Here is a 20,869-nt window from a genome sequence, read left to right as displayed (position 1 = left end):
CTATTACTACTATACTTGGATATGCGAATCAAACAAGCTGGGGTGCCATAGAGCTGGCTGAGATAATACCCATAGAACCTGAGCAAGGTAATGTTGCTAGGGAGCTTGGTTTGTTTACCATGACAGTAAACGAACCCCAGTATCGGTGTGTACAAACACTATTGATACTGGGGCTTTTTTTGTTACCAAAGCTTCAGCGATTCGATAACATTTTATTTTTAAGGAGGTTTGCAATTATTATGCAAACAGTTAATGAATCAAAGGTTAAGTGGTCACTACGCGATGTGATATTCTTAGCGATCATCGCCATTTTTTTCGGTGTTATTTTTGAATTATGGAGTGCGGCTTATTATGCAGTCGCTGCTACCCCGCTAAAACCCTACGCTAACGATTTAACTTTAGGTGTTTGGTTGATGGCCGGACCATTAGCAGGTGCAATTCTACAAAAAGTTGGTAGTTCAACAATTGGTGAGGTATTAGCCGCTGCTGTTGAAATGCTACTATTCTCAAGTTGGGGAGCCGCCAACTTAATTTCTGGTTTTGTACAAGGAATTGGGACAGAATTAGGATTCGCAGCAACTGGCTACAAGAGCTGGGATAAACTAGGACTTACCCTTTCTGTATTGACCACAACAATTGTCACATTCATTTGGGACCTATTTAATAGTGGTTATGCTGACTATAAGCCGGGAATGATGATCACGCTATTCATTATTCGTTTGATTTCTGCCGGTTTCTTTGGTGGTGTATTGGTTTACTATATCAAGAAACTTGTGACAAAGTCTGGATTGCTAAAACGTTAAGCTTATGACAAAACTACAAGTTGACAATTTAAGTTTTGCCTACGAGGATGATCAACCTAATGTATTGAATCAGATTAATTGGATTCCTGAAGAGGGTTCCTTTAATCTACTAATCGGTCCATCAGGTTCAGGTAAATCAACGTTACTTAAGGCAATGGCTGGTCTGTTACCAAAATTTGGTGGTGTCATTACTGCTGGTAACGTCTTCCTAAATGACGAACCGATCCAACCATTGGCTCCTTTTGAAAGAGCTAAGCGAATTGCCATGCTCTTTCAAAATCCGGATCGCCAATTTGCTATGCGCACTGCACGCTTACAATTAGTGTTTGCTTTAGAAAATTTGCAATTGCCAATTGATACAATTAATCAGCGAGTTGCCTTAGCAATTAATACCTTACATCTCGAGCAAATTGCTGACCAAGATTTGTTAACATTATCAGGTGGTGAAAAACAACGGGTTGCCCTAGCAATCATCCTGGCAATGGATAGTGATATCGTGTTACTTGATGAGCCATTTGCAAGTGTTGATCCAACAGCACGTTTAGCTTTATTAACTGATTTAAAGAAAATGCAATTGGAGCAACATAAGACAATCATTATCTCTGATCACGACTTATCAGGCTATCAAGAATTAGTTGATCATCTATTTGCCATAGATACTGCTTCAGGTACATTGCACCAACAACCGCTTTCAAAACTGTTTGATTTACCGGCGCAAATCCCTTTTTATGGTTTACCCAACTCAAACGGTTCATTAGGCTGGCAGGATTTGACACTAACCGTTGGCAAAAGTCGCCAATTGCTAAAAAATAGTAACTTTAAATTACCAACGGGACAAATTGGCCTCTTATCAGGTGCAAACGGAATTGGAAAGTCAACCCTTTTCAAAGCACTAAGTCACCAGGTTAAATATACTGGTCAAGTGACTTGGCATAATGAGAATACAAGCAAAATAAAACTAAAAAATTGGGCAAAAAAAGTTGCTTTGATTTTCCAGTCAGCTAGTGATCAATTTGTTACAATGACCGTGCAAGAGGAAATCACGTTGTCACAGCAACATGGTTTAGCAGCGGCTTATTGGTCAGAAGAACGGATTCAATCAGCTTTGAAAAGCCTAAATTTAAGCCATCTAACTGAACACGTTGTATATCAATTATCTGGTGGTCAACAAAAAAAGTTACAGGTGCTTAGCATGCTAATCATGGGACAACCTATTCTATTATTGGACGAACCATTAGCAGGTCTTGATATTGATTCAGTACAAGCAGTTATGCAACTAATCCGTGACAGTATTCAAGCAACAAACCAGAGTGTCTTGATGATATCGCATCAACGTTCTGGCTTGGCAGACTTTATTGATTACGAGTTGGTTTTTAAAAATCAAGTGTTACACCTTATTGGGGAGGCACCAAATGCTTAAATTAAATCCAACAATTCTCGTTGCAATTATGCTAGGAATTGGTATCGAAACATCGTTCGTTCGTTCTGTCATGCTCAACGGTGTCGTTGCATTAATTAGCCTTATTTATCTCTTAATACAACGACCAAACTTAAAGATTATTGGGTTGATGTTACTAATTTCAATTCCGGTTGCCTTTGGAACCTGGTGGTCATTTATTGCCTTTGGTACTGGTGATACTCATCATCTCGCCCTTGTTTATGCCACTCGTTTATATGCCTACTTACTTTTAGGTGCAGCAGTCACTTTAACTGTCAAAGTTAAAGATCTACTCTTCAGCCTAAACCAACATGCAAAATTATCTAATACTTTTACATATGGCTTATTAGCTGCATTTAATTTAGTACCTCGCGTTCGACGGCAGGTACAAATTATTCGGTACGCTGGTGCCTTACGTGGTATCACCTATCACTTATGGCAGCCACAGATTTACTTTAAAGCCATTCTGAGTGCACTACATTGGTCAGATGATTTAGCAATTGCCATGACCTCACACGGTTTTTCAGAAGGTTTTCCAAGAACACAAACTGTCCAAGAGCACTTACCAAAATGGCAATGGGGACTTGCCTTTCTATTAGTGCTCGCCTACTTCATTGTCGCTATTGTAATAAAACCTTGGTAATAAAACTAAAGAAGTTGGAACAAAATAATTTGTTCCAACTTCTTTTTGCTAAAAATGTATTAATTATCAGCATGAAATTTTGATAGCATTAACGTGTTCCAAAACGACTTTTGTCTCGCTCTCCTTTTAAACGCGTTCCAAAAGTCTGAAGCCTCAATGTAACGCAATTTACGCCATTTCTGTCCTTCGCTTTGCTTCGGCTAAAAATGACGCAAATCACGTTACACACCGGCTTCAAAACGACTTTTGTCTCGCTCTCCTTTTATCAATTTTCAAAATCAGCAATCAGTACACGGCTACCTGCAGACTGATCTACCGGATCTGCTTGACCAAATGCTGCCTGTGACAAATGGAGCTTCACAACTTCGACACCAAAATAATCTTGAATTAAATCTTGCACAAATAATAGTAATGCTTGTGAATCAAGCTCTGTTTCATGGATTAATACTGGTCCCTTATTTTTAAAAACTTCGGCATTACGCAGATTATCTACTTTCTGTTCTAGTGCTGGCAATCCAGCTACTAAATGATAAACCACATGGTTCTCATGAACCCACTTTGTTAAATGAACAACATGTCGTAAATCAGTTAATCCAATCGGTAAAATCAAATCTGCAGCGATTGCGGTTAACTGCATGGGTTCTTGGGCTTGCTTTTGAATGGCACTCGTTAAAGCGGTTGTATCCAAAGTAAAATGTCCATTATAATCAAGCATGGCCTGCCCTAGCAACATTTCGACACGAGTAACATATCCAATCCGGTCAAACTGTGGATTAATCGCTAATTCTTGAGCCAGGTGCTGTTTAAAAATATCAGGTGCTCGCCAATCGAGCCGTAATTTTGCTTGATTTAGATCAATATCATCACCGACTGCATGAAATGTAATCAACGTATATCCCATGGTCCCAGGTATCTTGTCAATTACAGCCTGTCTATCTTCTGAAAAAAAACGACTATTATACATATGATTCTCCCCATTTATGTAATAGTGTTGCTAAAGGCATTTGACCTGGTGCTGATGCCTCATTAACAACTGCGAAAGTCAATTGTGAGCCAAATTGATAACCAAGCTCACGTGACACCATCCCCAACTCACCCATTGACATCGTAATCAAAGGCACATCACTTTCGTTCGCAACAGTTGCAGTTGCCTGCAGTAACCGTTCAACATCCATTGCATCTTTTGGCATGACCGCAAGCTTCGCAATGTCTATTGGTAACTTTGTCATCCGTGCTAGACACACGTCTAAATGAGAAGGTGTTGCCCTAAAATTATGCTTCGATCCGATAACTTGGACGTCTTTGGGTATCAATTTCAATAGTTCTTGCTGATCTGCTAATAAAGTAACTTCGATATCAACAGCTTCAACACCAGCTTGTATTGCGTCATGATAGATGCTTTGATAAAGATCATGATGATAGGTTAATTTTCCCCCTTCATCAACAGTTCGCCAAGTAAAAATCATCGGTTTATTCAATATTTCGTGCACCTGGCGAATGTTAGTAACTGTTAATTCAGATAAATCCGACAAGAAATCAATGCGCCATTCAACAACATCTGCAGGCGTTTGCCCTAATGTTTGCGCCGTAGATTTTATGGCAGCTAGAGTTTTATCAACCATCGGCACAGCCACCAGCGGTCGTCGTTCGGTGGCTACTGCACTACCTATTTTCAATCGTTTCATCATGATGGACTTCCATGTGCTGCCTAACTTCTTCAGCTACTTGCTCGGCAGTTTTGTTATCAGTGTAAATAATTTCTGTAGCAATCTCGGCATACTTATTCAGCCGTTGTTCCCAAAGTTCAGCTAGTTCCAACAAGGACTTATTACGCACGATTGGTCGTGAATTATCTTTAACTAATCGTTCAACAGTTTGACCAAAAGAACCTGATAGATAAATAACTGGCACCGTACTATTTTTTAATAATTGCCGATTTTCTTCTAATTCAATGATGCCGCCACCAGTCGCCATAACACCCTGCTTAACTAAATTTTCTTGAAGAATAGTCTGCTCAAGTTGTCTAAAACCTAATTCACCTACCGTTGCAAAAATTTCACCGGGCGTTTGACCAGTCTGTTGACTCACTAACTGATCCGTATCCAAAAATGCTAGGTTTGTTTTTTGGGCCAATAATTGACCCACCGTTGTTTTACCAGCTCCCATGAAGCCAATTAAAATTACTTTCATACTATTTTACGACCTCATTTAAGTCTTTAAAAAAATCTGGGTATGAGATATTCACTGCGTCTGCATTGGCCAGTGATACTTCTCCTGTTGTAATCAAAGCCGCAATCGTTAACATCATGCCTACTCGATGATCACCACAGGAATCGATTGTCGTTGGTTGATCAACATGTAATGGTGTCCCACCATGAATATAAAAGCCATCTTCTCTGGGTTCAATATTGGCACCTAACTTATTTAATTGCGTTGTTACTGTGGCAATACGATCACTTTCTTTCACATGTAGTTCACTAGCACCAGAAATAATCGTATCCCCTTGTGCTTGCGTTGCAGCTAATACAATCAACGGTATTTCATCAATCATTGCTGGTACATCAGTCGCTGTGATTATCGTACTATTTAATGATTGTGAGTGAACTTGAATATCTGCCACTGGTTCACCATCTCTGGATTCATTCTGATAGATAAACTGAGCACCCATGCGCTGCAAAATCGTTAAGATACCTGTACGCGTTGGATTAATGCCGACTTGTTTAAGTGTTAATTGACTATTTGGTACAAGTAACCCTGCCACAATCCAAAAAGCAGCCGAAGAAATATCACCGGGCACGCGAATCATTGTTGCCTTTAAGTGCGTCTGGGGTGCAATTTTAATTTGATTCCCTTCTCGTTTCACCATCACCCCAAAGGCTGCTAACATCCGTTCAGTATGGTCACGAGTCGCAATTGGCTCAATAATTGTCGTTTGTGATTTAGCTTGTAATGCCGCTAAAATAATTGCACTTTTTACTTGTGCAGAGGCTACTGGTAATTCATAAACTAGTCCTTCAAGATAACGTGTGCCAAGTTTCGTAACTGGTAGATGATCATTTTTACTAACATAACTCACCCCCATGGCACGTAATGGCTTGATTACACGTGCAAATGGTCGCTTAGATAAGCTGTCGTCACCACGAAATGTAATCGCAAATGGTTGATTTGCCAGTAACCCCATTAATAGGCGAGCTGTTGTTCCTGAATTTCCCATATCCAACATCTGCTTTGGCTCAACAAGTTCATTCAAGGACTTGCCATGAATGATCAAATCGTGATTTTCGGTACTAAATGTCACCCCTAAATTCGACATTGCCGTCACAGTTCGACGCACATCTTCAGAATCCAAAAGATGTTGTACTCTCGTATCACCTGACGCAATACTTCCAAGCATAACTGCTCGATGTGAAATACTTTTATCACCAGGCATTGTTAAAGTTCCCCGCAGTTGTTTCCCCGCTGTTTGTAACTTCATTTTGCCCATTATTTAACCTACAATTCTTTTCCAATCAAAAATGCTTGATTTCTTCACGATATGCTGCCATTTGTTCTTGTAATCGTGACAAGCTATCTGTATCAAATTTATCTAGTATAGCCTTTGCTAACTCAATAGCAACCATGGCCTCAGCAATGACTGCAGCAGCAGTTACTGCCGTTGTGTCTGATCTTTCTGTTGATGCCCGGTGATTTTCATGCGTGTCGATATCAACACTTTGCATTGGTTGATATAATGTTGGAATTGGCTTGACAACTCCTCGAACAACAATCATTTCACCAGTGGTCATGCCACCTTCAAAGCCACCCAAATGATTGGCACCACGATAAAAGCCTCGTTCAGCTGACCAATAAATTTCATCCATCAGTTCACTACCATATTTGGTCGCATTCGCAAAGCCACCACCAAATTCAACACCTTTAAAGGCGTTAATACCAACAATGGCGCGGGCAATTTTAGCATCTAATTTTTCATCGGCAGACACATATGATCCTAATCCGGCTGGGACACCTGTTACCATCACTTGCACCGTGCCACCAACAGTATCACGCTGACGTTTGGTTTGATCAATCACTTCACGCATTGCTTCATCGTCAGTAGCAGTCAACGTACGTGTGGGATAACTTTCAGTGACGGCACGTAATTCAGCTAACGTTTTATATTTTGTAAGTTGCGTCAAGTCTGAACTAGCTGGTCCAATATTGGTCACAAAGCCATGAACATCAATATCAAGTGCCGCTAATAATTTTTTAGCAACCGCTCCTACAGCAACTCGCATCACCGTTTCACGAGCTGATGAACGTTCTAAAACATTACGTAAATCAGCTTGATGACGATACTTCATACCACCGACTAGATCAGCGTGACCTGGTCTAGGACGCATTACTTTACGCATGCTATTTTCAACGGTAGCTGGACTATTTGGATCCATAATTTTTGACCAGTGATTGTGGTCATCATTGTGGACGTTTAAAGCAATTGGTGATCCCAAAGTGACTTGATGACGAACACCTGACATAATTGTTACAGTATCTGTTTCAATGACTTGGCGCTGACCGCGACCATAACCATGTTGACGTCGTGCAAGCTGTTCATTAATATCGGCAGCTGTAATTGTTAAACCAGCTGGAATGCCTTCAATAATGGCAACCTCTTCTGGACCATGACTTTCTCCTGCTGTCATATATCGCATAAATTATGATGCTCCTTCAATAAATTCTGTCATCTCTACTAATGATTTTTTGATAATTACTGGTTGTCCAGGTTCTTTAATCGCAACTAATTGCAAGATACCTGAAAGATTCTTCTTATCATGTGCTAACTGAGCAATCATTGCTGGTTGATTAACTAGCGCTGACGAAATTGGTAAGCCAACTACTCGTAACCGCTGACTTAAGGACTGTAAAAATTCAAATGAACCAACATTTTCGGCAACAAAACGCTTGGTAATTGCAACCATACCTATCGACACTGCTTCTCCGTGCCTTAAACTACCGGTAGCAAGTAATTCGATGGCGTGACCAATCGTATGACCAAAATTAAGATACTTACGAATACCCGCTTCACGTTCATCTTGCATTACGATGTTTGCTTTATATGTGACAGATTGCGTAATTAATTCCGACGCGTTCACTAAAATATCATTAACCGATTGAATCGTACCTGTCAGTTGCCAGAACTCACCACCTGCTAATGCGCTACTTTTAACCACCTCAGCATATCCCTCAACTAAATCTCGATTCGCTAATGTCTTTAGATAAGTTGGATCGATCAGTACCAAATCAGGTTGATAAAATGTGCCCATAATATTCTTTGTCTGCCCTAAATTAATGGCCGTCTTACCGCCGACACTCGAGTCAACTTGTGCTGTCAGTGATGTGGCAATTTGAATAAAGGCAATCCCACGCATATATGTTGCGGCTGTTAATCCAGCTAGATCACCAATCACACCACCACCTAGCGCAATGACGCCATCCGCACGAGTAAAGTGTTTTTCAGCTAAACGAGCAATCGCCTTTTCAAGACATGTCAATGATTTTGAGTGCTCACCCGCAGGTAAAACAAGGGTCGTTACTTGATAACCAGCTGCTTGCAATTGGGTCACCGTATCAGATAAATAAAGTGCCGCAACATTTTCATCGGTCATCACTAATACCTGACGCGTTGACCATACCTGTTGAATTCTTTTGCCAATTTCATGACGCATGCCTTTTAAAATCTGAACTTGATAAGTTTTTTCAGGAACGGAAACTGTCACCATATTACCACCTCATAATTCATGAATTGCTTGTGCTTTTTTAAATAAAGTCATCATTTGATCTGGTGTGAGGGCTTGTTTGCCATCAACCCATGCTTTGGCTGGTTGATCATGAATTTCAACCATCAGTCCTTGTGCACCAGCTGCAACTGCTGCCAAGCCAATTGGTGTCACATGATCAGAAACACCCGCTGCATGTGATGGGTCAGCTAACACTGGTAAGTGAGTTAATTTTTGTAATACTGGAATAACACTGACATCCATTGTGTTTCGCAAATATTTTTGATCAAAGCTGCGGATACCACGCTCCATCAAAATAATTTGTTGATTACCTTCAGATGCAATATACTCTGCTGCACTTAAAAGTTCATCGACCGTCGCACTCATCCCGCGTTTTAACAGTACGGGTTTATTTTGTCGCCCTAATGCCTTTAATAAGGAAAAGTTTTGCATATTACGCGTGCCAACCTGAAAAATATCCGTATATTGACCAACCAAATCAACATCTACTGGACTCATAATTTCAGTCATCATATCCATGCCTAATGTATCAGCTGCAGCACGATGCCAAACTAACCCCTGTTCACCGAGACCTTGAAAACTATAGGGACTTGTCCGTGGTTTATAAGAACCCCCACGTAAAATAGTTGCCCCTGCTGCCTTAGCAGCCTTTCCCATGGCTAAGACGTGCTCAGCAGACTCAATCGCATCTGGACCCGCAATTAAGTTAAAATGCTGACCGCCAATTATTGCATGCTTGGTCTGAATAACGGTATCATCTGGGTGAAAAGTCCGACTAACTTGCATTGCGGCTGGATGATCTAAAATCACATCAACCACCTGTTGCTTGTTAATAAATGATGCCTCGCTCATACTCTTTAAGTTTGCGAATCCCACCCGATTTTTCCATGCATAAACATGTTCCAGGTGATTAGCCTTTGCTTGTGCTAACGTCGCTTGTGCTGCAGACACATCTGCCATGATAACGATCATTTCAATATCTTCCTTCTCTTAAAATTGCTGCCATCATTGCATTTTGATCGGGTTTTATTCCTGTCCACTTTTCAAAACTCAATGCGCCTTGCCCTACTAACATGGCGAGACCATCGGTTGCTTGCCGATTGGCCTTTTTTGCAGCTGCTACAAATGGTGTATCGTTCAACTTATAAATAATATCGACAACTTGCACGTGATTTGGTGTTAATGCAAATTGTTTTGGCGAAAGCAACGATTGATTATTTTGCATCCCCACATTTGTTGCATTAATAATCAAATCTGCTTTTAATAAAAATTGGTCGACATACGTAATATCATGTAACGACTCTTGCAATAATGGTGCCAGTGTTCGTTCTTTCTCACGAAAATTTGGTGTCATTCGGTTAAAAACATGTACTCGACTTTCACTCGGTGCACTCGCAATGATTGCCTGAGCTGCGCCACCAGTTCCTAAGACAACCACATGTTCTGGTAATTTTTTAATTGTTGACCAAAAGCCTTGTCCATCAGTAATATCACCAAACGTACGACCATCTTTCACAACCACCGTATTAACGACCCCTAGCGTTTTTGATAACTCAGATAATTCGTCAAGATAAGGGATGATTGCTTGTTTAAACGGCATCGTCACATTAAAACCACGACTGCCATTTGCGACTAGTTCATTAAATTTTTCTCCAAGTTGATTTGGTTCAATGGCAAAAAGCTGATAATCAGCATCGATATTAGCCAATCGAAACGCTTCATTTTGCATAACTGGTGATTTGGATTGCTGCACCGGATAACCAATTAGTCCATAATGATCTGTCATTAATATCTCCGGGAATTTATATTTTTAGCAATAAAAAAAGAGACCGAAAAGATACAGTCTCTCAACATTAACGATACTGCTAAACTCTTCTCTTCTTTTAGTGTACTAAAATCAGAAGAGTTTTCAATACCAGAATAGATTCTAAATTGTCGTTAACAGCCTTATTTTTTAGATACGGTTTTTAAAATAAGTCAATATTGGTAAACCAATCAGTGGTACCAATATTGCGCCCGCAATGATTTCAAAAATACCATTAAACCCGGCAATAGAAACAATCAACCACTGCGCCAAATTAGTACTTGGAATACCAGTGAAAGATGTGTCCATGACTTTAAAACTCACCCATGTAATCAACAAGACCAACGTCGTGTTGACCAACGCTGAGAAACCGCCTAAAACTATCAGCCAGGGTCCTTGTTTTTTCAATTCGCGATGTTGCACAAATTTTTGATACAAATAACCAATCAAAAAACCAACCATGATTCTGGGAACAAGTGCTGTTATTGGATTACGAAAGATCAGTGCACCAATACTAGGGACACTAGACCATGCATGCCACAGTGAATACGCACCCCACACAAATCCTAATAAGGCACCCGTTTTTGGTCCAAGAATCATTGCACCAATCGCTACCGTATAAGTGATAATGGTAACAGCCGCCCCAATTGCAAATGCTCCCAAGGGCAACGTTCCTAACCAGGGCACAATTGATTGTAGCAAAACAATTGCTATAAACAATGCTGTTAAGACCAGATGGCGACTTTTGTTTACACGCGTTTGCATCGCGTTCCTCCAAATTTATGATACTTTAACATTAATAAATTTTTGTTAGCACCTGGCTAACAAACGTATAAAATTATTACACACATCAACCTATTTTGTCTATTATATACCAAAAAAGTGTTTCTATATTTTAAAAAGGCGTCAACTTCACCCGTTTTGCTTGGTAAATTGACGTCCCTTAAATATGTTCTATTGACTATACGTTCACATTAGCTCTTTTTGCGGCGAAGAATACTTGCATTCGGCGAACTGCCTCTTGCAAATCTTCATCTGATGCAGCATATGAAATGCGAATATATTCAGGTGTGTATTCTGAAAAGGCATCACCTGGAATCACGGCAACATGGCCGTTTTCAGCTAAGTCCAAAGCAAAAGCCTCACTATCATGTCCCATATCATCAGGAATTTTTGCAAAAATGTAGAAGGCACCCTCTGGATTAACCACTTCAAAACCAAATGCTTCTAAATGTGGCACCAACCAATCACGACGCTTCTTATAGACATCACGCATGTCATCAGCAACATCGGCTGCCGTAGTCAAAGCAACCGTTGCCCCGTCCTGAATAAACTTTGGTAGGGCAAATGTCAATGCTTGATGTACTTTCTGTGCTTCATCAATAAATGCTTGATTGGCAATAATGAAGCCAATCCGATAACCGGTCATCGCGTGTGACTTTGACAAGCCAGTCATCAAAATTGATTGCTCTGGTAATAAACTACTTAACGATACATGTGATTGATCATATGTCAATTGGGCATAAATTTCATCAGAAATAACCCACAAATGATATCGCTTAAATACGTCAGCCAAGGCTTGCAGTTCTTCACGAGTATATGTGACCCCAGTTGGGTTTGATGGGTAGTTAAATAGGATGGCCTTTACGGGTACATTTGCCTGTTCAACAGCTTCAGCCACTAGTTCTGGTGTCAATTTAAAGTCAGTTGGACGAGTATTGATCGTAATTTTCTTACCATGAGCCAAATCAAGTGAAGCAGTATATGGTGTGTAAGCTGGTTCAGGAATAATCAAACCTTCATTTTCATTTAATAACGTCATAAAAATAACATTGATTGCCTCTGACGCACCCACCGTCACAATGACATTATCTTCACTCTCAAATGGCAAATTATAACGAGAAGCATAATATTTTACGGCTGCTTGGCGTAAGTCACGTTCACCTTGAGCATCACTATAATGTGAATTATCATTAGCAATTGATGAAATGACGGCATCTTTGATTGCATCATCAACGTTGAAACCAGGTTCGCCGAATGTTAAGCGCAATAAGTCAGGAATATCACGAACTTTTTTTTGAAAGCCGATCAGACCGTCAGCTGCTAAACTTGTTACCTTTGGATTAAGTGGTTGTACAAATTCATTTTTCGTCATTTTAATTCACTCACATTTCTCTTTATTTTTTAATTGAATATCATTATAATATAAAATCCGATTTCCAGGAAAATATTTGGACTTTTTTGTATAACACCTACATTCTACACTGTTTGTGCCTTTTTTAACAACTGTGAACCGCTCTCATTATGCAAAATTCATGTTAAAATAGCCATAAGTCATACACATTAATTGACATAATTTTTTAATCATTTAATTAACAAGGAGGCATACGATGTTAGATTTTACTGACACGCCAATTGAAACACCAGTTACAAACTGGGACTGGTCTCCCATTCGTGAAGTACCTATTCGGGAAAATGACGAACCACTGATTTCATTAAGTTACTTACCAGAAAAAATGGTTGTTAGCCCACAATACTTCATTCAAAATTTGCCTGGGTCATACCCTGAATTATATACACGTTTAGAAGTGCAAAATAAATTAATTAGTGCTGCCCGTAAGTTACCCTACGGTTATAAATTTGTGATTTTTGATACATGGCGAAGCATTCCAACTCAGCAAGCCCTATTTGATCAAATGAAGCGCTTTGTACAACGTGATCATCCGGGTTACTCTGATGAACAAGTACAACAAGCAGCTCTTAGAATCGTTGCACTCCCATCAACGGATCCAACGAAGCCTTCCCCTCATAACACAGGTGGCTCAATTGATTTATCTATCGTTGATGAAGACGGTCGTTTATTAGAAATGGGTAGCCCATTTGATGATATCAGCATGCGTGCGAAGACCACTTATTATGAAACAGAGGAGACCTCTGAAAAATACGATGTTGCTCGTCGCAACCGTCGCTTGCTGTACCATATAATGACACAGGCTGGATTCACTAACTACAGTGAGGAATGGTGGCATTTTGATTATGGTAATCAAAACTGGGCTAGTTTGACAAACAACGGTTATGCCATATACGGTGCAACCAAACCCGTATTCCCATGGGTCGAAGCATATTAGTAAATTAAAATTCACTGCCGTTACATGAAACATATTTAAAGGGCCGTCAATCTAATCATTTGGATAGATTGACGGCCCTTTAAACGTGTTCCAAAAGACTGAAGCCCTTTATTGCACTTTCTTTTTATCTATTATGCCTGACTATGGATCAAGTCACGCTTGACCAATTCTTCAGCAATTTGAACTGTATTCCAGGCGGCACCCTTTAACAAGTTATCAGAAACTACCCACATATTAAAACTACCGGGGTTTTCAATGTCTGCACGGACACGTCCAACAAAGGTTTCCCGCTTCCCCTCTGCTTTGATTGGCTGTGGATAAAGTTGTTCATCTGGATTATCTTCTAAAACAACGCCCGGTGCACTTGCCAAAACACGCTGCACATCTTCTCTTGTTGCCGTTTCATCATCTACTGAGACATATACTGACTCACCATGACCAATTGGAACTGGCACACGAACAGCCGTAGCGGTCACTTTCACTTCACTAGAATGTGGATCACCAAATAAAATTTTCTTGGTTTCTTGCATCATCTTTTGTTCTTCAAAAGTGTAGCCATCTTCTTGGAAAACATCAATTTGTGGCAATAAGTTAAATGCCAATGGATAATGCTTCTTATCTCCCTTGGTTGGCAAAATATCCGCTGTCTCTTCTTCACCATCTAGGTGTTGTTGTGCTTGGTGCAATAACTCGTCCCACGCACGTTGACCAGCACCTGAAGCCGCTTGATACGTCGATACGATCACTTGATTCAAACCATACGCCTGACGTAGTGGTTCCAACGCTACTACCATTTGAATAGTTGAACAATTAGGATTAGCAATAATCCCTTGGTGATCTGCTAAAGCTTCTGGGTTAACTTCTGGTACGACAAGTGGTACTTTTGGATCCATCCGCCAACGTGATGAGTTATCAACTGCTACTGCCCCACGTTTAACTGCTTCGGGAAGCAATGATCCTGCTAAGCTACCGCCTGCAGATGCTAGAACTAGATCAATCCCATCAAATGAATCTGGCGTTGCTTCTTCCACCACAATGTCTTGTCCTTTAAATTGACGCGTTTGTCCAGCTGAACGAACAGAAGCTAACAACTTTAATGATTTAACTGGAATCGTCGATTGTTCTAATTGTGCTAAAATACGTGTACCAACTGCTCCAGTTGCGCCTAAGATGGCCACATTATACCCTGATTCGCTTGTCATTTTATCCCCCAATATCTAAATGTATGAACTTATTTCCTCAAATCAACATAATGCTTCAAACGGGTAATTGCTGATTTCAAATTCTCCGTTGATGCAGCATAAGAAATACGAATATAGCCTTCGCCCCCTGCACCAAAAATTGAGCCTGGTGCCACACCTAATTTCACTGTATCTGCCAAATCATAGACAAATTCAGTATCATTCGTGTTCAAAAAGTCCGGAATTTTTGCAAAAATGTAAAAGGCGCCGCCAGGTTGTGCTGCTGTAAAGCCTGCCTCAGCCAAACCTGCCAAAACCAAGTCACGGCGTTCTTCATAGACTACGCGCATCTTCTCAGGATCTTCACGACCATTTCGTAGTGCTTCTAACGCACCGGCCATCATCGGACCAGGTGCTGTCGCAACCATCGCTTGGTGTGCCTTACCAACTTGCTTCATTAATTCTGCTGGACCAACGACATAACCAATACGATAACCTGTCATCGCATGTGACTTTGACACACCGCTGATCAATACTGTTTGTTCAGGTAGTAAACGAGCCATTGATGTATGCTTGGCATCGTAAACTAGCTCAGCATAAATTTCATCAGCAATCACAAGTAATTGATGTTCGCGTAAAATCGCTACCAACGCTTTTAGCTCTGTCTCAGAATAAGTGACACCAGTTGGATTTGATGGATAATTAAGTAAAATGGCTTTTGCATTTGGGTGCGCAGTTAAGATAGCCGTTAATTTCGCAGGAGTCACGATAAAATCAGGTGCAGTATTTAAACCAATGACTTCAATGCCTAATGTTTGTGCAACCGATGCATATAACGGAAAAGTTGGTGTTGGCACAATCAATTCATCCCCTGGGTTAAATAATGCTTGGAATGTTGCACTGATTGCCTCAGCCGCACCAACCGTTACGCTCACCTCAGTAGCTGGATCATATCTTGGCGTATCAAACCGATCGACTAGATAATCAGAGATTGCTTCACGTAATGCCAAAACGCCCTGTGAAGATGAATAATGTGAATCATCTGCTTGCACATCTCGAATAATTGCTTGTTTAATATGCTCGGGTGCTGCAAAATCTGGCTCACCCAAAGTTAATTTTAAAATGCCATCAATCGTTGAGAACTTATCATCTACCACACGGATTGGTGAAGGCACCATCTTTGCCAATATATTATTATGTTGTCCTGCTAACGCTGCACTTAATTCAACCATTTCTTAATCTCCCCTGGCTCTTCGCCTATTTACTAATACTTATAATACCTTGTCTAATCCAACTTGCAATCCTTGAATGGTATTGATTTGGCGAATAGCTAGTGCAACCCCGCCCATGAAAGATTCACGGGTAAATGAGGTCTGCTTAATTCGCAATGTTTCCCCAGGTGCACCAAAGACAACTTCTTCTTCAGCGACATATCCTGGTAAACGCATTGCGTGAACCGTCACATTGTCAATTTGATCACCACGTGCCGGATCCTTAACATTTGTTTTTACTGGATCTGCTTGGCGAGACTTTGCAATTGCTTGAGCAGTCGCACGTGCAGTCCCAGAAGGTGCATCAACCTTCTTCGGATTATGAATTTCCAAAATTTCAGCATCTGGTAAATATTTCGCTGCTTGCGCTGCAAATTGCATCAATAGCACGCCCGACAATGAAAAATTAGGCACGACCAAAGTTGCGCGATTTTCTTTTTCACTCAATGCTTTTAAAGCCGCCAGTTGCTCTGCCTGTAAACCACTCGTACCAACCACTAATTGGAATCCGTGAGTCAAAGCATACTGTCCGTTAGCAAAAGCTGCCTCTGGTTGCGTCACATCAACCCAAACATCTGCAGTCACATCAATATCTGCTAATGATGTAAATACAGGTAACTCACTCTCATGTAACGAACCTGATAAAATACCCACTAATTCTAAATCAGCTTCACTCTCTATCAGTTGTTGAATGGCGAGCCCCATTTTACCGAAACCACCTGCCAAAAATACAGTCGTCATCTAATTATTCCTCCCGCTCGAGTTGGGCCAACACATCTGCCGTCTCGCTTTCATCTAAAGGCAAAATAGGTAGACGTGTCACATTCTGAACTTCACCTTGATGTGCCAGCACGGCCTTAACTGGTGCTGGGGATGGGTAACTGAATAATGCTAACATGCGTGGTGTTAGCCAACGTTGTTTTTCACCAGCCTTGACCACATCACCAGCAGCAAGCGCTTGGAACAAATCCGTCATTTCCTTACTATATAAATGAGCAGCGACTGAAATTGTACCAGCCGCACCAACTGCCTTGGCAGCTAATGTTTGTGAATCTTCACCTGTGTACACCTTAAATCCCTCAGGTGCATGTGCAACTAGATAGGCCAAGTCATCAATGCTAGTTACTTGCTTGACCGCATTGATGTTTGGATGTTCAGCCAATGTCAAAACACTTTCGTTAGTCAATCCAACCACGGTACGACCAGGAATATTATAAATCATGACCGGCACATTTGAAGCATCTGCAATTGCTTGGAAATGTGCAATCATCCCCTTTTGATTAGGCTTACTATAATATGGTGTAACCGCCAATACTGCATCAATACCTGTAATTGCGCTAACTTCCTTGGCAAGTGCCACAGAATGAGCCGTATTGTTATCACCAACATTTGCAATTACTGGTCCACGATCGCCCACTTTAGCTGCAAAATAAGCATATAATGAAATCTTCTCATCATGTGTCAATGTTGGTGATTCACCTGTTGTGCCGCCGATAACGAATCCTTGCGTTCCTTCTGCGATCAACCGTTCAGTTAATGAATCTAATGCCTGGTAATCAATCGTATTTTCATCTGTAAATGGTGTAATAATTGCTGTAATTAAAGAAATATCTTCGTACATTTTATTCACACTTTCTATTCTGACATACGCCAAGACAGATATTTAATAATTGCCTTAACGCCTGGTTCAATTGCTGCTTCATCTGGGCTTAATCGACTATCATGTAGCGTATGCGCATCATCACCAACGCCAAGCCAAAACATTGTGCCTGGAATTTGGTTAATCAAGTAACCAAAGTCTTCACCCGTCATAGCCGGCTCACAAGTTGTAAAGTCAATGTCATCATCATTCGTCATATATTGAATAAATGCTTTAGTCGTGTCGGGGTCATTATTAACTGGCCAATAACCACCTTGAATCAATTGTAAATCAAATTGCACATTATACATTGTTTCCAATCCCTGTGCGATTTCTCGTACACGTTGTTGCATCATTTCCAAATCTGGCTGTTTAAACGCCCGAATAGTCCCAGCTAAACTTGCTTCGTTTGGAATCACATTACCTATCGTACCAGCCTGTAACATACCTATTGTGACGACACCACCGTGAACTGGATCAACATTTCGTGACACAATTGTCTGAACTTGCATCACAAATGCTGCTGCTGCAACAATTACATCATGCGCGCGATGTGGGAACGCCGCATGGCCCCCTTTTCCTTTAATCGTCAAATGAATTTCAGTACTACCAGCAAATAGGGTTCCTTGACGGGTTGCAATTTGACCTGCTTGCATTGCAGGCTGATCATGCAGGGCATAAAATTCATCAGGTCGCCATTCATTAACAAATGTCCCTAATTCATACAGTTGCTTGCCACCAGCATGTTCTTCTTCAGCTGGTTGAAACAAGAAGACCATATCATCCTCTGGTTGTTGTTCTGCAAAATGCGCTAACACACCCAATGCGACTGTCATATGAATATCGTGCCCACAAGCATGCATGACACCTGGACGCTCTGATGAAAAAGGCAAACCGGTTTCTTCTGTAATTGGTAATGCATCAATATCTGCACGATACCCAATCGTCCGCTTGGGATGCTTACCTGCTAACCGTACCAATAAAGCCGTTGGCAGTGCTGGAATTTCTCTGATAGTCAACCAAGGAGCATGCCAAGACGTCACGATTTTTTTCAAATAAGCTTGCGTCTCAAACTCAGCCATCGATAACTCTGGATGAGCATGTAGGTGACGCCGAATATCAATTAGATTTAAATCTGTAATCGTCATTTTTACCTCGCTTACAATGATCGTAAAGCATCAACTAAAGCCGTCTTCGCCTGCGTTTGCTCATCAATTATTTTGATAACTTTGGCTGGCACACCAGCAACAACCGTGTTTGCTGGTACGTTTTTCGTTACAATTGCCCCCGCTGCAATAACGGCATTATCACCAACCTGAACGCCTTCGATGACAACGGCATTGGCACCAATCAACACATTATCACCAATCGTTACAGGTGTCGCTGATGCTGGTTCTACAACACCTGCAAGAACGGCTCCTGCACCAACATGGCTATGCTGCCCAACAATTGCACGACCACCAAGAACCGCACCCATATCAATCATGGTACCAGCACCAATTTCAGCACCGATATTGATCACAGCACCCATCATAATAACGGCATTATCACCAATCGACACCTGATCGCGAATAATCGCTCCTGGTTCAATGCGAGCTGGAACATCTTCATAGTTCAGCAATGGTACACCACTATTACGAGCTAATAATTCAACATGATAGTCTGATATTTGATCAGCTGCTGCCGCAATAACTGGTTGAATATCTTGGTAATCACCAATGACCGTACCAGTCTTTGTTTCAATAAAAGCCTGCACAGTTGCGGGCCATTCAATCTCAGTCAAATCACCTGCCAACGTCACACGCGCTGGTGTCTTCTTAGGGGCAGTTGCGATGTAATTAATAATTTCTTGGGCGTCTAAATTGTTCATTCTAGTTTATCTCCTACTCTCATTGTCTATTTATTGATAGTGCTTATCTAAACGTAGCATATCAGCGTATGTTTCTCGTTCAACAACTAATTGTGATTGACCATCCTCAACAAAGACAACGGCTGGTCGTGGGTTACGATTATAATTTGAAGCCATTGAATAACCATAGGCACCTGTCGCTAAGACTGCCAAAACATCACCGGGCTTCGTTTTTGGTAAAGCTTGTTGCCAGACAAGGACATCACCTGACTCACAATACTTACCAGCGACTCGCACAACTTCTTCAGTTGGCGCTTGTGGGTCATTCGCTAAAATTGCTTCATATTTTGCTTCATATAATGCAGGTCGAATATTGTCTCCCATACCACCATCAACAGATAAATATGTGCGAATACCTGGTACATCTTTTCGTGAGCCAATTGTATAAAGATTATAACCGGCTGGGCCAACAATGGCTCGCCCTGGTTCAATCCAAATGGCTGGCATTGTCATACCATACAACGTTGTTTTTTCTGTAATCGTATCAATAATTGCTTCAACAAATTCAGTTGCTGGTAATGGCTTATCATCGGCTGTATAGCGAATACCAAAGCCACCACCAGTATTAATCACTTGTGGATCAAAGCCCCATTCATGAACTAAATCAACCAATTTTTCTGCAGCCATTTTAAAACCGGTGACATCAAATATTTGTGAACCAATGTGTGCTGATACTCCCAAAACATTTAAATAAGGATCAGCAATTGCTTTTTGGAGAGCCGTATATGCTTGACCACTATTCACATCAAAGCCAAACTTACTATCAGTTTGACCAGTAGAGATATAGTCATGAGTATGTGCTTCGACTCCTGGTGTAATTCTTAATAAGACATCTTGTGTTTGGTCACGTTCACTTAACAAATCGTGCAAAACTGCCAATTCATAAAAGTTATCAAGAATAATCGTTCCTAAGCCATTGTCAATTGCCATTTCAAGTTCTTCGATCGATTTATTATTACCATTGAAAGATACCTGACTCATTGGATAATTTGCAGCAAGAGCGGTTTGAATCTCACCACCTGAAACAACATCTAGATGAACACCTTCTTGTGCTGCAACTTCATACATGGCAATCGTTGCGAAAGCTTTTGATGCATATGAAACAACGTAATCAATTTTTCTATTCATAAATACTTCTTTAAAAGAACGCATTTGTTGACGAATGTGATTAACATCATACACATATAGTGGCGTCTGATATTGTTTTGCTAACTCTGTCGCCGTAACCCCACCAATTGTGAGTTCACCGTTTTGATTGACTTGATATGGTACTGACATA

21 protein-coding genes and 1 riboswitch are annotated in these 20,869 nt (G+C 40.8%); of the genes, 4 read left to right on the top strand and 17 right to left on the bottom strand.

Features of this window, described 5'->3' with window-relative positions; all coding sequences use genetic code 11:
* Window positions 1-28: 28 nt before the first annotated feature.
* Window positions 29-120: riboswitch (TPP riboswitch) on the top strand.
* A gap of 119 nt (window positions 121-239) precedes the next feature.
* The 3 genes from ACQ4QH_RS02990 to ACQ4QH_RS02980 are packed head-to-tail and all read left to right on the top strand — an operon-like array spanning window position 240 to window position 2,884.
* On the top strand, window positions 240-803 hold the full coding sequence (locus ACQ4QH_RS02990) for an ECF transporter S component (RefSeq protein WP_439819240.1): 564 nt from the start codon (window positions 240-242) through the stop codon (window positions 801-803).
* Window positions 804-807: 4 nt separating this feature from the next.
* Window positions 808-2,223: an ABC transporter ATP-binding protein gene (locus tag ACQ4QH_RS02985; protein WP_439819239.1), complete on the top strand. Its 1,416-nt coding sequence runs from the start codon at window positions 808-810 to the stop codon at window positions 2,221-2,223.
* On the top strand, window positions 2,216-2,884 hold the full coding sequence (locus ACQ4QH_RS02980; RefSeq protein ID WP_439819238.1) for an energy-coupling factor transporter transmembrane component T family protein: 669 nt from the start codon (window positions 2,216-2,218) through the stop codon (window positions 2,882-2,884). The genes ACQ4QH_RS02985 and ACQ4QH_RS02980 overlap by 8 nt, the downstream gene beginning before the upstream one ends.
* Before the next feature lie 265 nt (window positions 2,885-3,149).
* On the opposite strand, the gene ACQ4QH_RS02975 is transcribed toward ACQ4QH_RS02980, so the two are convergent.
* From ACQ4QH_RS02975 to ACQ4QH_RS02930, 10 genes are all read right to left on the bottom strand, one after another.
* Window positions 3,150-3,848: a hypothetical protein gene (locus ACQ4QH_RS02975; RefSeq protein ID WP_439819237.1), complete on the bottom strand. Its 699-nt coding sequence runs from the start codon at window positions 3,846-3,848 to the stop codon at window positions 3,150-3,152.
* Entirely contained in the window at window positions 3,841-4,572 is a 732-nt protein-coding gene (gene aroD / locus ACQ4QH_RS02970; protein ID WP_439819236.1) for a type I 3-dehydroquinate dehydratase, read from the bottom strand. Before aroD ends, ACQ4QH_RS02975 begins: the two co-directional genes overlap by 8 nt.
* Window positions 4,547-5,074, bottom strand: a complete 528-nt coding sequence (locus tag ACQ4QH_RS02965; protein ID WP_439819235.1) for a shikimate kinase — start codon at window positions 5,072-5,074, stop codon at window positions 4,547-4,549. The genes aroD and ACQ4QH_RS02965 overlap by 26 nt, the downstream gene beginning before the upstream one ends.
* A gap of 1 nt (window position 5,075) precedes the next feature.
* Window positions 5,076-6,368, bottom strand: a complete 1,293-nt coding sequence (aroA, locus tag ACQ4QH_RS02960) for a 3-phosphoshikimate 1-carboxyvinyltransferase (RefSeq protein ID WP_439819234.1) — start codon at window positions 6,366-6,368, stop codon at window positions 5,076-5,078.
* 25 nt (window positions 6,369-6,393) lie between these two features.
* Entirely contained in the window at window positions 6,394-7,572 is a 1,179-nt protein-coding gene (gene aroC, locus ACQ4QH_RS02955) for a chorismate synthase (RefSeq protein ID WP_439819233.1), read from the bottom strand.
* 3 nt (window positions 7,573-7,575) lie between these two features.
* On the bottom strand, window positions 7,576-8,640 hold the full coding sequence (aroB, locus tag ACQ4QH_RS02950; RefSeq protein WP_439819232.1) for a 3-dehydroquinate synthase: 1,065 nt from the start codon (window positions 8,638-8,640) through the stop codon (window positions 7,576-7,578).
* 9 nt (window positions 8,641-8,649) lie between these two features.
* Window positions 8,650-9,630, bottom strand: a complete 981-nt coding sequence (gene aroF / locus ACQ4QH_RS02945; RefSeq protein ID WP_439819231.1) for a 3-deoxy-7-phosphoheptulonate synthase — start codon at window positions 9,628-9,630, stop codon at window positions 8,650-8,652.
* 1 nt (window position 9,631) lies between these two features.
* The gene (gene aroE, locus ACQ4QH_RS02940; RefSeq protein ID WP_439819230.1) at window positions 9,632-10,444 is read right to left on the bottom strand and encodes a shikimate dehydrogenase; all 813 of its coding nucleotides are present in this window, start codon (window positions 10,442-10,444) and stop codon (window positions 9,632-9,634) included.
* A gap of 168 nt (window positions 10,445-10,612) precedes the next feature.
* Window positions 10,613-11,227: an ECF transporter S component gene (locus ACQ4QH_RS02935; protein ID WP_439819229.1), complete on the bottom strand. Its 615-nt coding sequence runs from the start codon at window positions 11,225-11,227 to the stop codon at window positions 10,613-10,615.
* 196 nt (window positions 11,228-11,423) lie between these two features.
* Window positions 11,424-12,617 (bottom strand): aminotransferase class I/II-fold pyridoxal phosphate-dependent enzyme, encoded by a 1,194-nt coding sequence (locus ACQ4QH_RS02930; protein ID WP_439819228.1) that lies wholly within the window; start codon window positions 12,615-12,617, stop codon window positions 11,424-11,426.
* A 235-nt stretch (window positions 12,618-12,852) separates the two neighbouring features.
* Here ACQ4QH_RS02930 and ACQ4QH_RS02925 point away from each other — a divergent pair, with 235 nt between their 5' ends.
* Window positions 12,853-13,590, top strand: coding sequence for a M15 family metallopeptidase (locus tag ACQ4QH_RS02925; RefSeq protein ID WP_439819227.1), 738 nt, complete (start codon window positions 12,853-12,855; stop codon window positions 13,588-13,590).
* A 131-nt stretch (window positions 13,591-13,721) separates the two neighbouring features.
* On the opposite strand, the gene ACQ4QH_RS02920 is transcribed toward ACQ4QH_RS02925, so the two are convergent.
* The 7 genes from ACQ4QH_RS02920 to lysA are packed head-to-tail and all read right to left on the bottom strand — an operon-like array spanning window position 13,722 to window position 20,868.
* The gene (locus ACQ4QH_RS02920) at window positions 13,722-14,792 is read right to left on the bottom strand and encodes an aspartate-semialdehyde dehydrogenase (protein WP_439819226.1); all 1,071 of its coding nucleotides are present in this window, start codon (window positions 14,790-14,792) and stop codon (window positions 13,722-13,724) included.
* A 29-nt stretch (window positions 14,793-14,821) separates the two neighbouring features.
* Window positions 14,822-16,003 (bottom strand): aminotransferase class I/II-fold pyridoxal phosphate-dependent enzyme, encoded by a 1,182-nt coding sequence (locus tag ACQ4QH_RS02915; protein WP_131473747.1) that lies wholly within the window; start codon window positions 16,001-16,003, stop codon window positions 14,822-14,824.
* A 39-nt stretch (window positions 16,004-16,042) separates the two neighbouring features.
* Window positions 16,043-16,783, bottom strand: coding sequence for a 4-hydroxy-tetrahydrodipicolinate reductase (gene dapB, locus ACQ4QH_RS02910; protein WP_407124868.1), 741 nt, complete (start codon window positions 16,781-16,783; stop codon window positions 16,043-16,045).
* 4 nt (window positions 16,784-16,787) lie between these two features.
* Entirely contained in the window at window positions 16,788-17,663 is an 876-nt protein-coding gene (gene dapA / locus ACQ4QH_RS02905) for a 4-hydroxy-tetrahydrodipicolinate synthase (protein ID WP_439819225.1), read from the bottom strand.
* Window positions 17,664-17,677: 14 nt separating this feature from the next.
* Complete coding sequence (locus ACQ4QH_RS02900) at window positions 17,678-18,829, bottom strand: N-acetyldiaminopimelate deacetylase (protein WP_439819224.1); 1,152 nt, start codon at window positions 18,827-18,829, stop codon at window positions 17,678-17,680.
* A gap of 11 nt (window positions 18,830-18,840) precedes the next feature.
* Window positions 18,841-19,551 carry a 2,3,4,5-tetrahydropyridine-2,6-dicarboxylate N-acetyltransferase gene (gene dapD / locus ACQ4QH_RS02895; protein WP_439819223.1) on the bottom strand — a complete coding sequence of 237 codons (711 nt, stop codon included), beginning with the start codon at window positions 19,549-19,551 and terminating at the stop codon, window positions 18,841-18,843.
* A gap of 30 nt (window positions 19,552-19,581) precedes the next feature.
* Entirely contained in the window at window positions 19,582-20,868 is a 1,287-nt protein-coding gene (gene lysA / locus ACQ4QH_RS02890) for a diaminopimelate decarboxylase (RefSeq protein WP_439819222.1), read from the bottom strand.
* Window position 20,869: the final 1 nt, after the last annotated feature.

Origin of the sequence: Weissella paramesenteroides, assembly GCF_051903945.1 — a bacterium.
In the GTDB taxonomy this organism is placed as follows: Bacteria; Bacillota; Bacilli; order Lactobacillales; family Lactobacillaceae; genus Weissella; species Weissella paramesenteroides_A.
Note: the sequence above shows the minus strand (reverse complement) of the source record. Positions and strands in the feature narration are given on the sequence as shown.

Bases quoted from the DNA above. Each gene is read 5' to 3' on its own strand.
- aroC (WP_439819233.1), bottom strand. From the start codon at position 7,572: ATGCGATATATGACAGCAGGAGAAAGTCATGGTCCAGAAGAGGTTGCC.
- dapD (WP_439819223.1), bottom strand. From the start codon at position 19,551: ATGAACAATTTAGACGCCCAAGAAATTATTAATTACATCGCAACTGCC.
- ACQ4QH_RS02920 (WP_439819226.1), bottom strand. From the start codon at position 14,792: ATGACAAGCGAATCAGGGTATAATGTGGCCATCTTAGGCGCAACTGGA.
- ACQ4QH_RS02965 (WP_439819235.1), bottom strand. From the start codon at position 5,074: ATGAAAGTAATTTTAATTGGCTTCATGGGAGCTGGTAAAACAACGGTG.
- ACQ4QH_RS02980 (WP_439819238.1), top strand. From the start codon at position 2,216: ATGCTTAAATTAAATCCAACAATTCTCGTTGCAATTATGCTAGGAATT.
- aroB (WP_439819232.1), bottom strand. From the start codon at position 8,640: ATGGTGACAGTTTCCGTTCCTGAAAAAACTTATCAAGTTCAGATTTTA.
- ACQ4QH_RS02935 (WP_439819229.1), bottom strand. From the start codon at position 11,227: ATGCAAACGCGTGTAAACAAAAGTCGCCATCTGGTCTTAACAGCATTG.
- lysA (WP_439819222.1), bottom strand. From the start codon at position 20,868: ATGTCAGTACCATATCAAGTCAATCAAAACGGTGAACTCACAATTGGT.
- ACQ4QH_RS02975 (WP_439819237.1), bottom strand. From the start codon at position 3,848: ATGTATAATAGTCGTTTTTTTTCAGAAGATAGACAGGCTGTAATTGAC.
- dapA (WP_439819225.1), bottom strand. From the start codon at position 17,663: ATGTACGAAGATATTTCTTTAATTACAGCAATTATTACACCATTTACA.
- ACQ4QH_RS02930 (WP_439819228.1), bottom strand. From the start codon at position 12,617: ATGACGAAAAATGAATTTGTACAACCACTTAATCCAAAGGTAACAAGT.
- ACQ4QH_RS02985 (WP_439819239.1), top strand. From the start codon at position 808: ATGACAAAACTACAAGTTGACAATTTAAGTTTTGCCTACGAGGATGAT.
- ACQ4QH_RS02990 (WP_439819240.1), top strand. From the start codon at position 240: ATGCAAACAGTTAATGAATCAAAGGTTAAGTGGTCACTACGCGATGTG.
- aroF (WP_439819231.1), bottom strand. From the start codon at position 9,630: ATGATCGTTATCATGGCAGATGTGTCTGCAGCACAAGCGACGTTAGCA.
- dapB (WP_407124868.1), bottom strand. From the start codon at position 16,783: ATGACGACTGTATTTTTGGCAGGTGGTTTCGGTAAAATGGGGCTCGCC.
- aroE (WP_439819230.1), bottom strand. From the start codon at position 10,444: ATGACAGATCATTATGGACTAATTGGTTATCCGGTGCAGCAATCCAAA.
- aroD (WP_439819236.1), bottom strand. From the start codon at position 4,572: ATGATGAAACGATTGAAAATAGGTAGTGCAGTAGCCACCGAACGACGA.
- ACQ4QH_RS02915 (WP_131473747.1), bottom strand. From the start codon at position 16,003: ATGGTTGAATTAAGTGCAGCGTTAGCAGGACAACATAATAATATATTG.
- ACQ4QH_RS02925 (WP_439819227.1), top strand. From the start codon at position 12,853: ATGTTAGATTTTACTGACACGCCAATTGAAACACCAGTTACAAACTGG.
- ACQ4QH_RS02900 (WP_439819224.1), bottom strand. From the start codon at position 18,829: ATGACGATTACAGATTTAAATCTAATTGATATTCGGCGTCACCTACAT.
- aroA (WP_439819234.1), bottom strand. From the start codon at position 6,368: ATGGGCAAAATGAAGTTACAAACAGCGGGGAAACAACTGCGGGGAACT.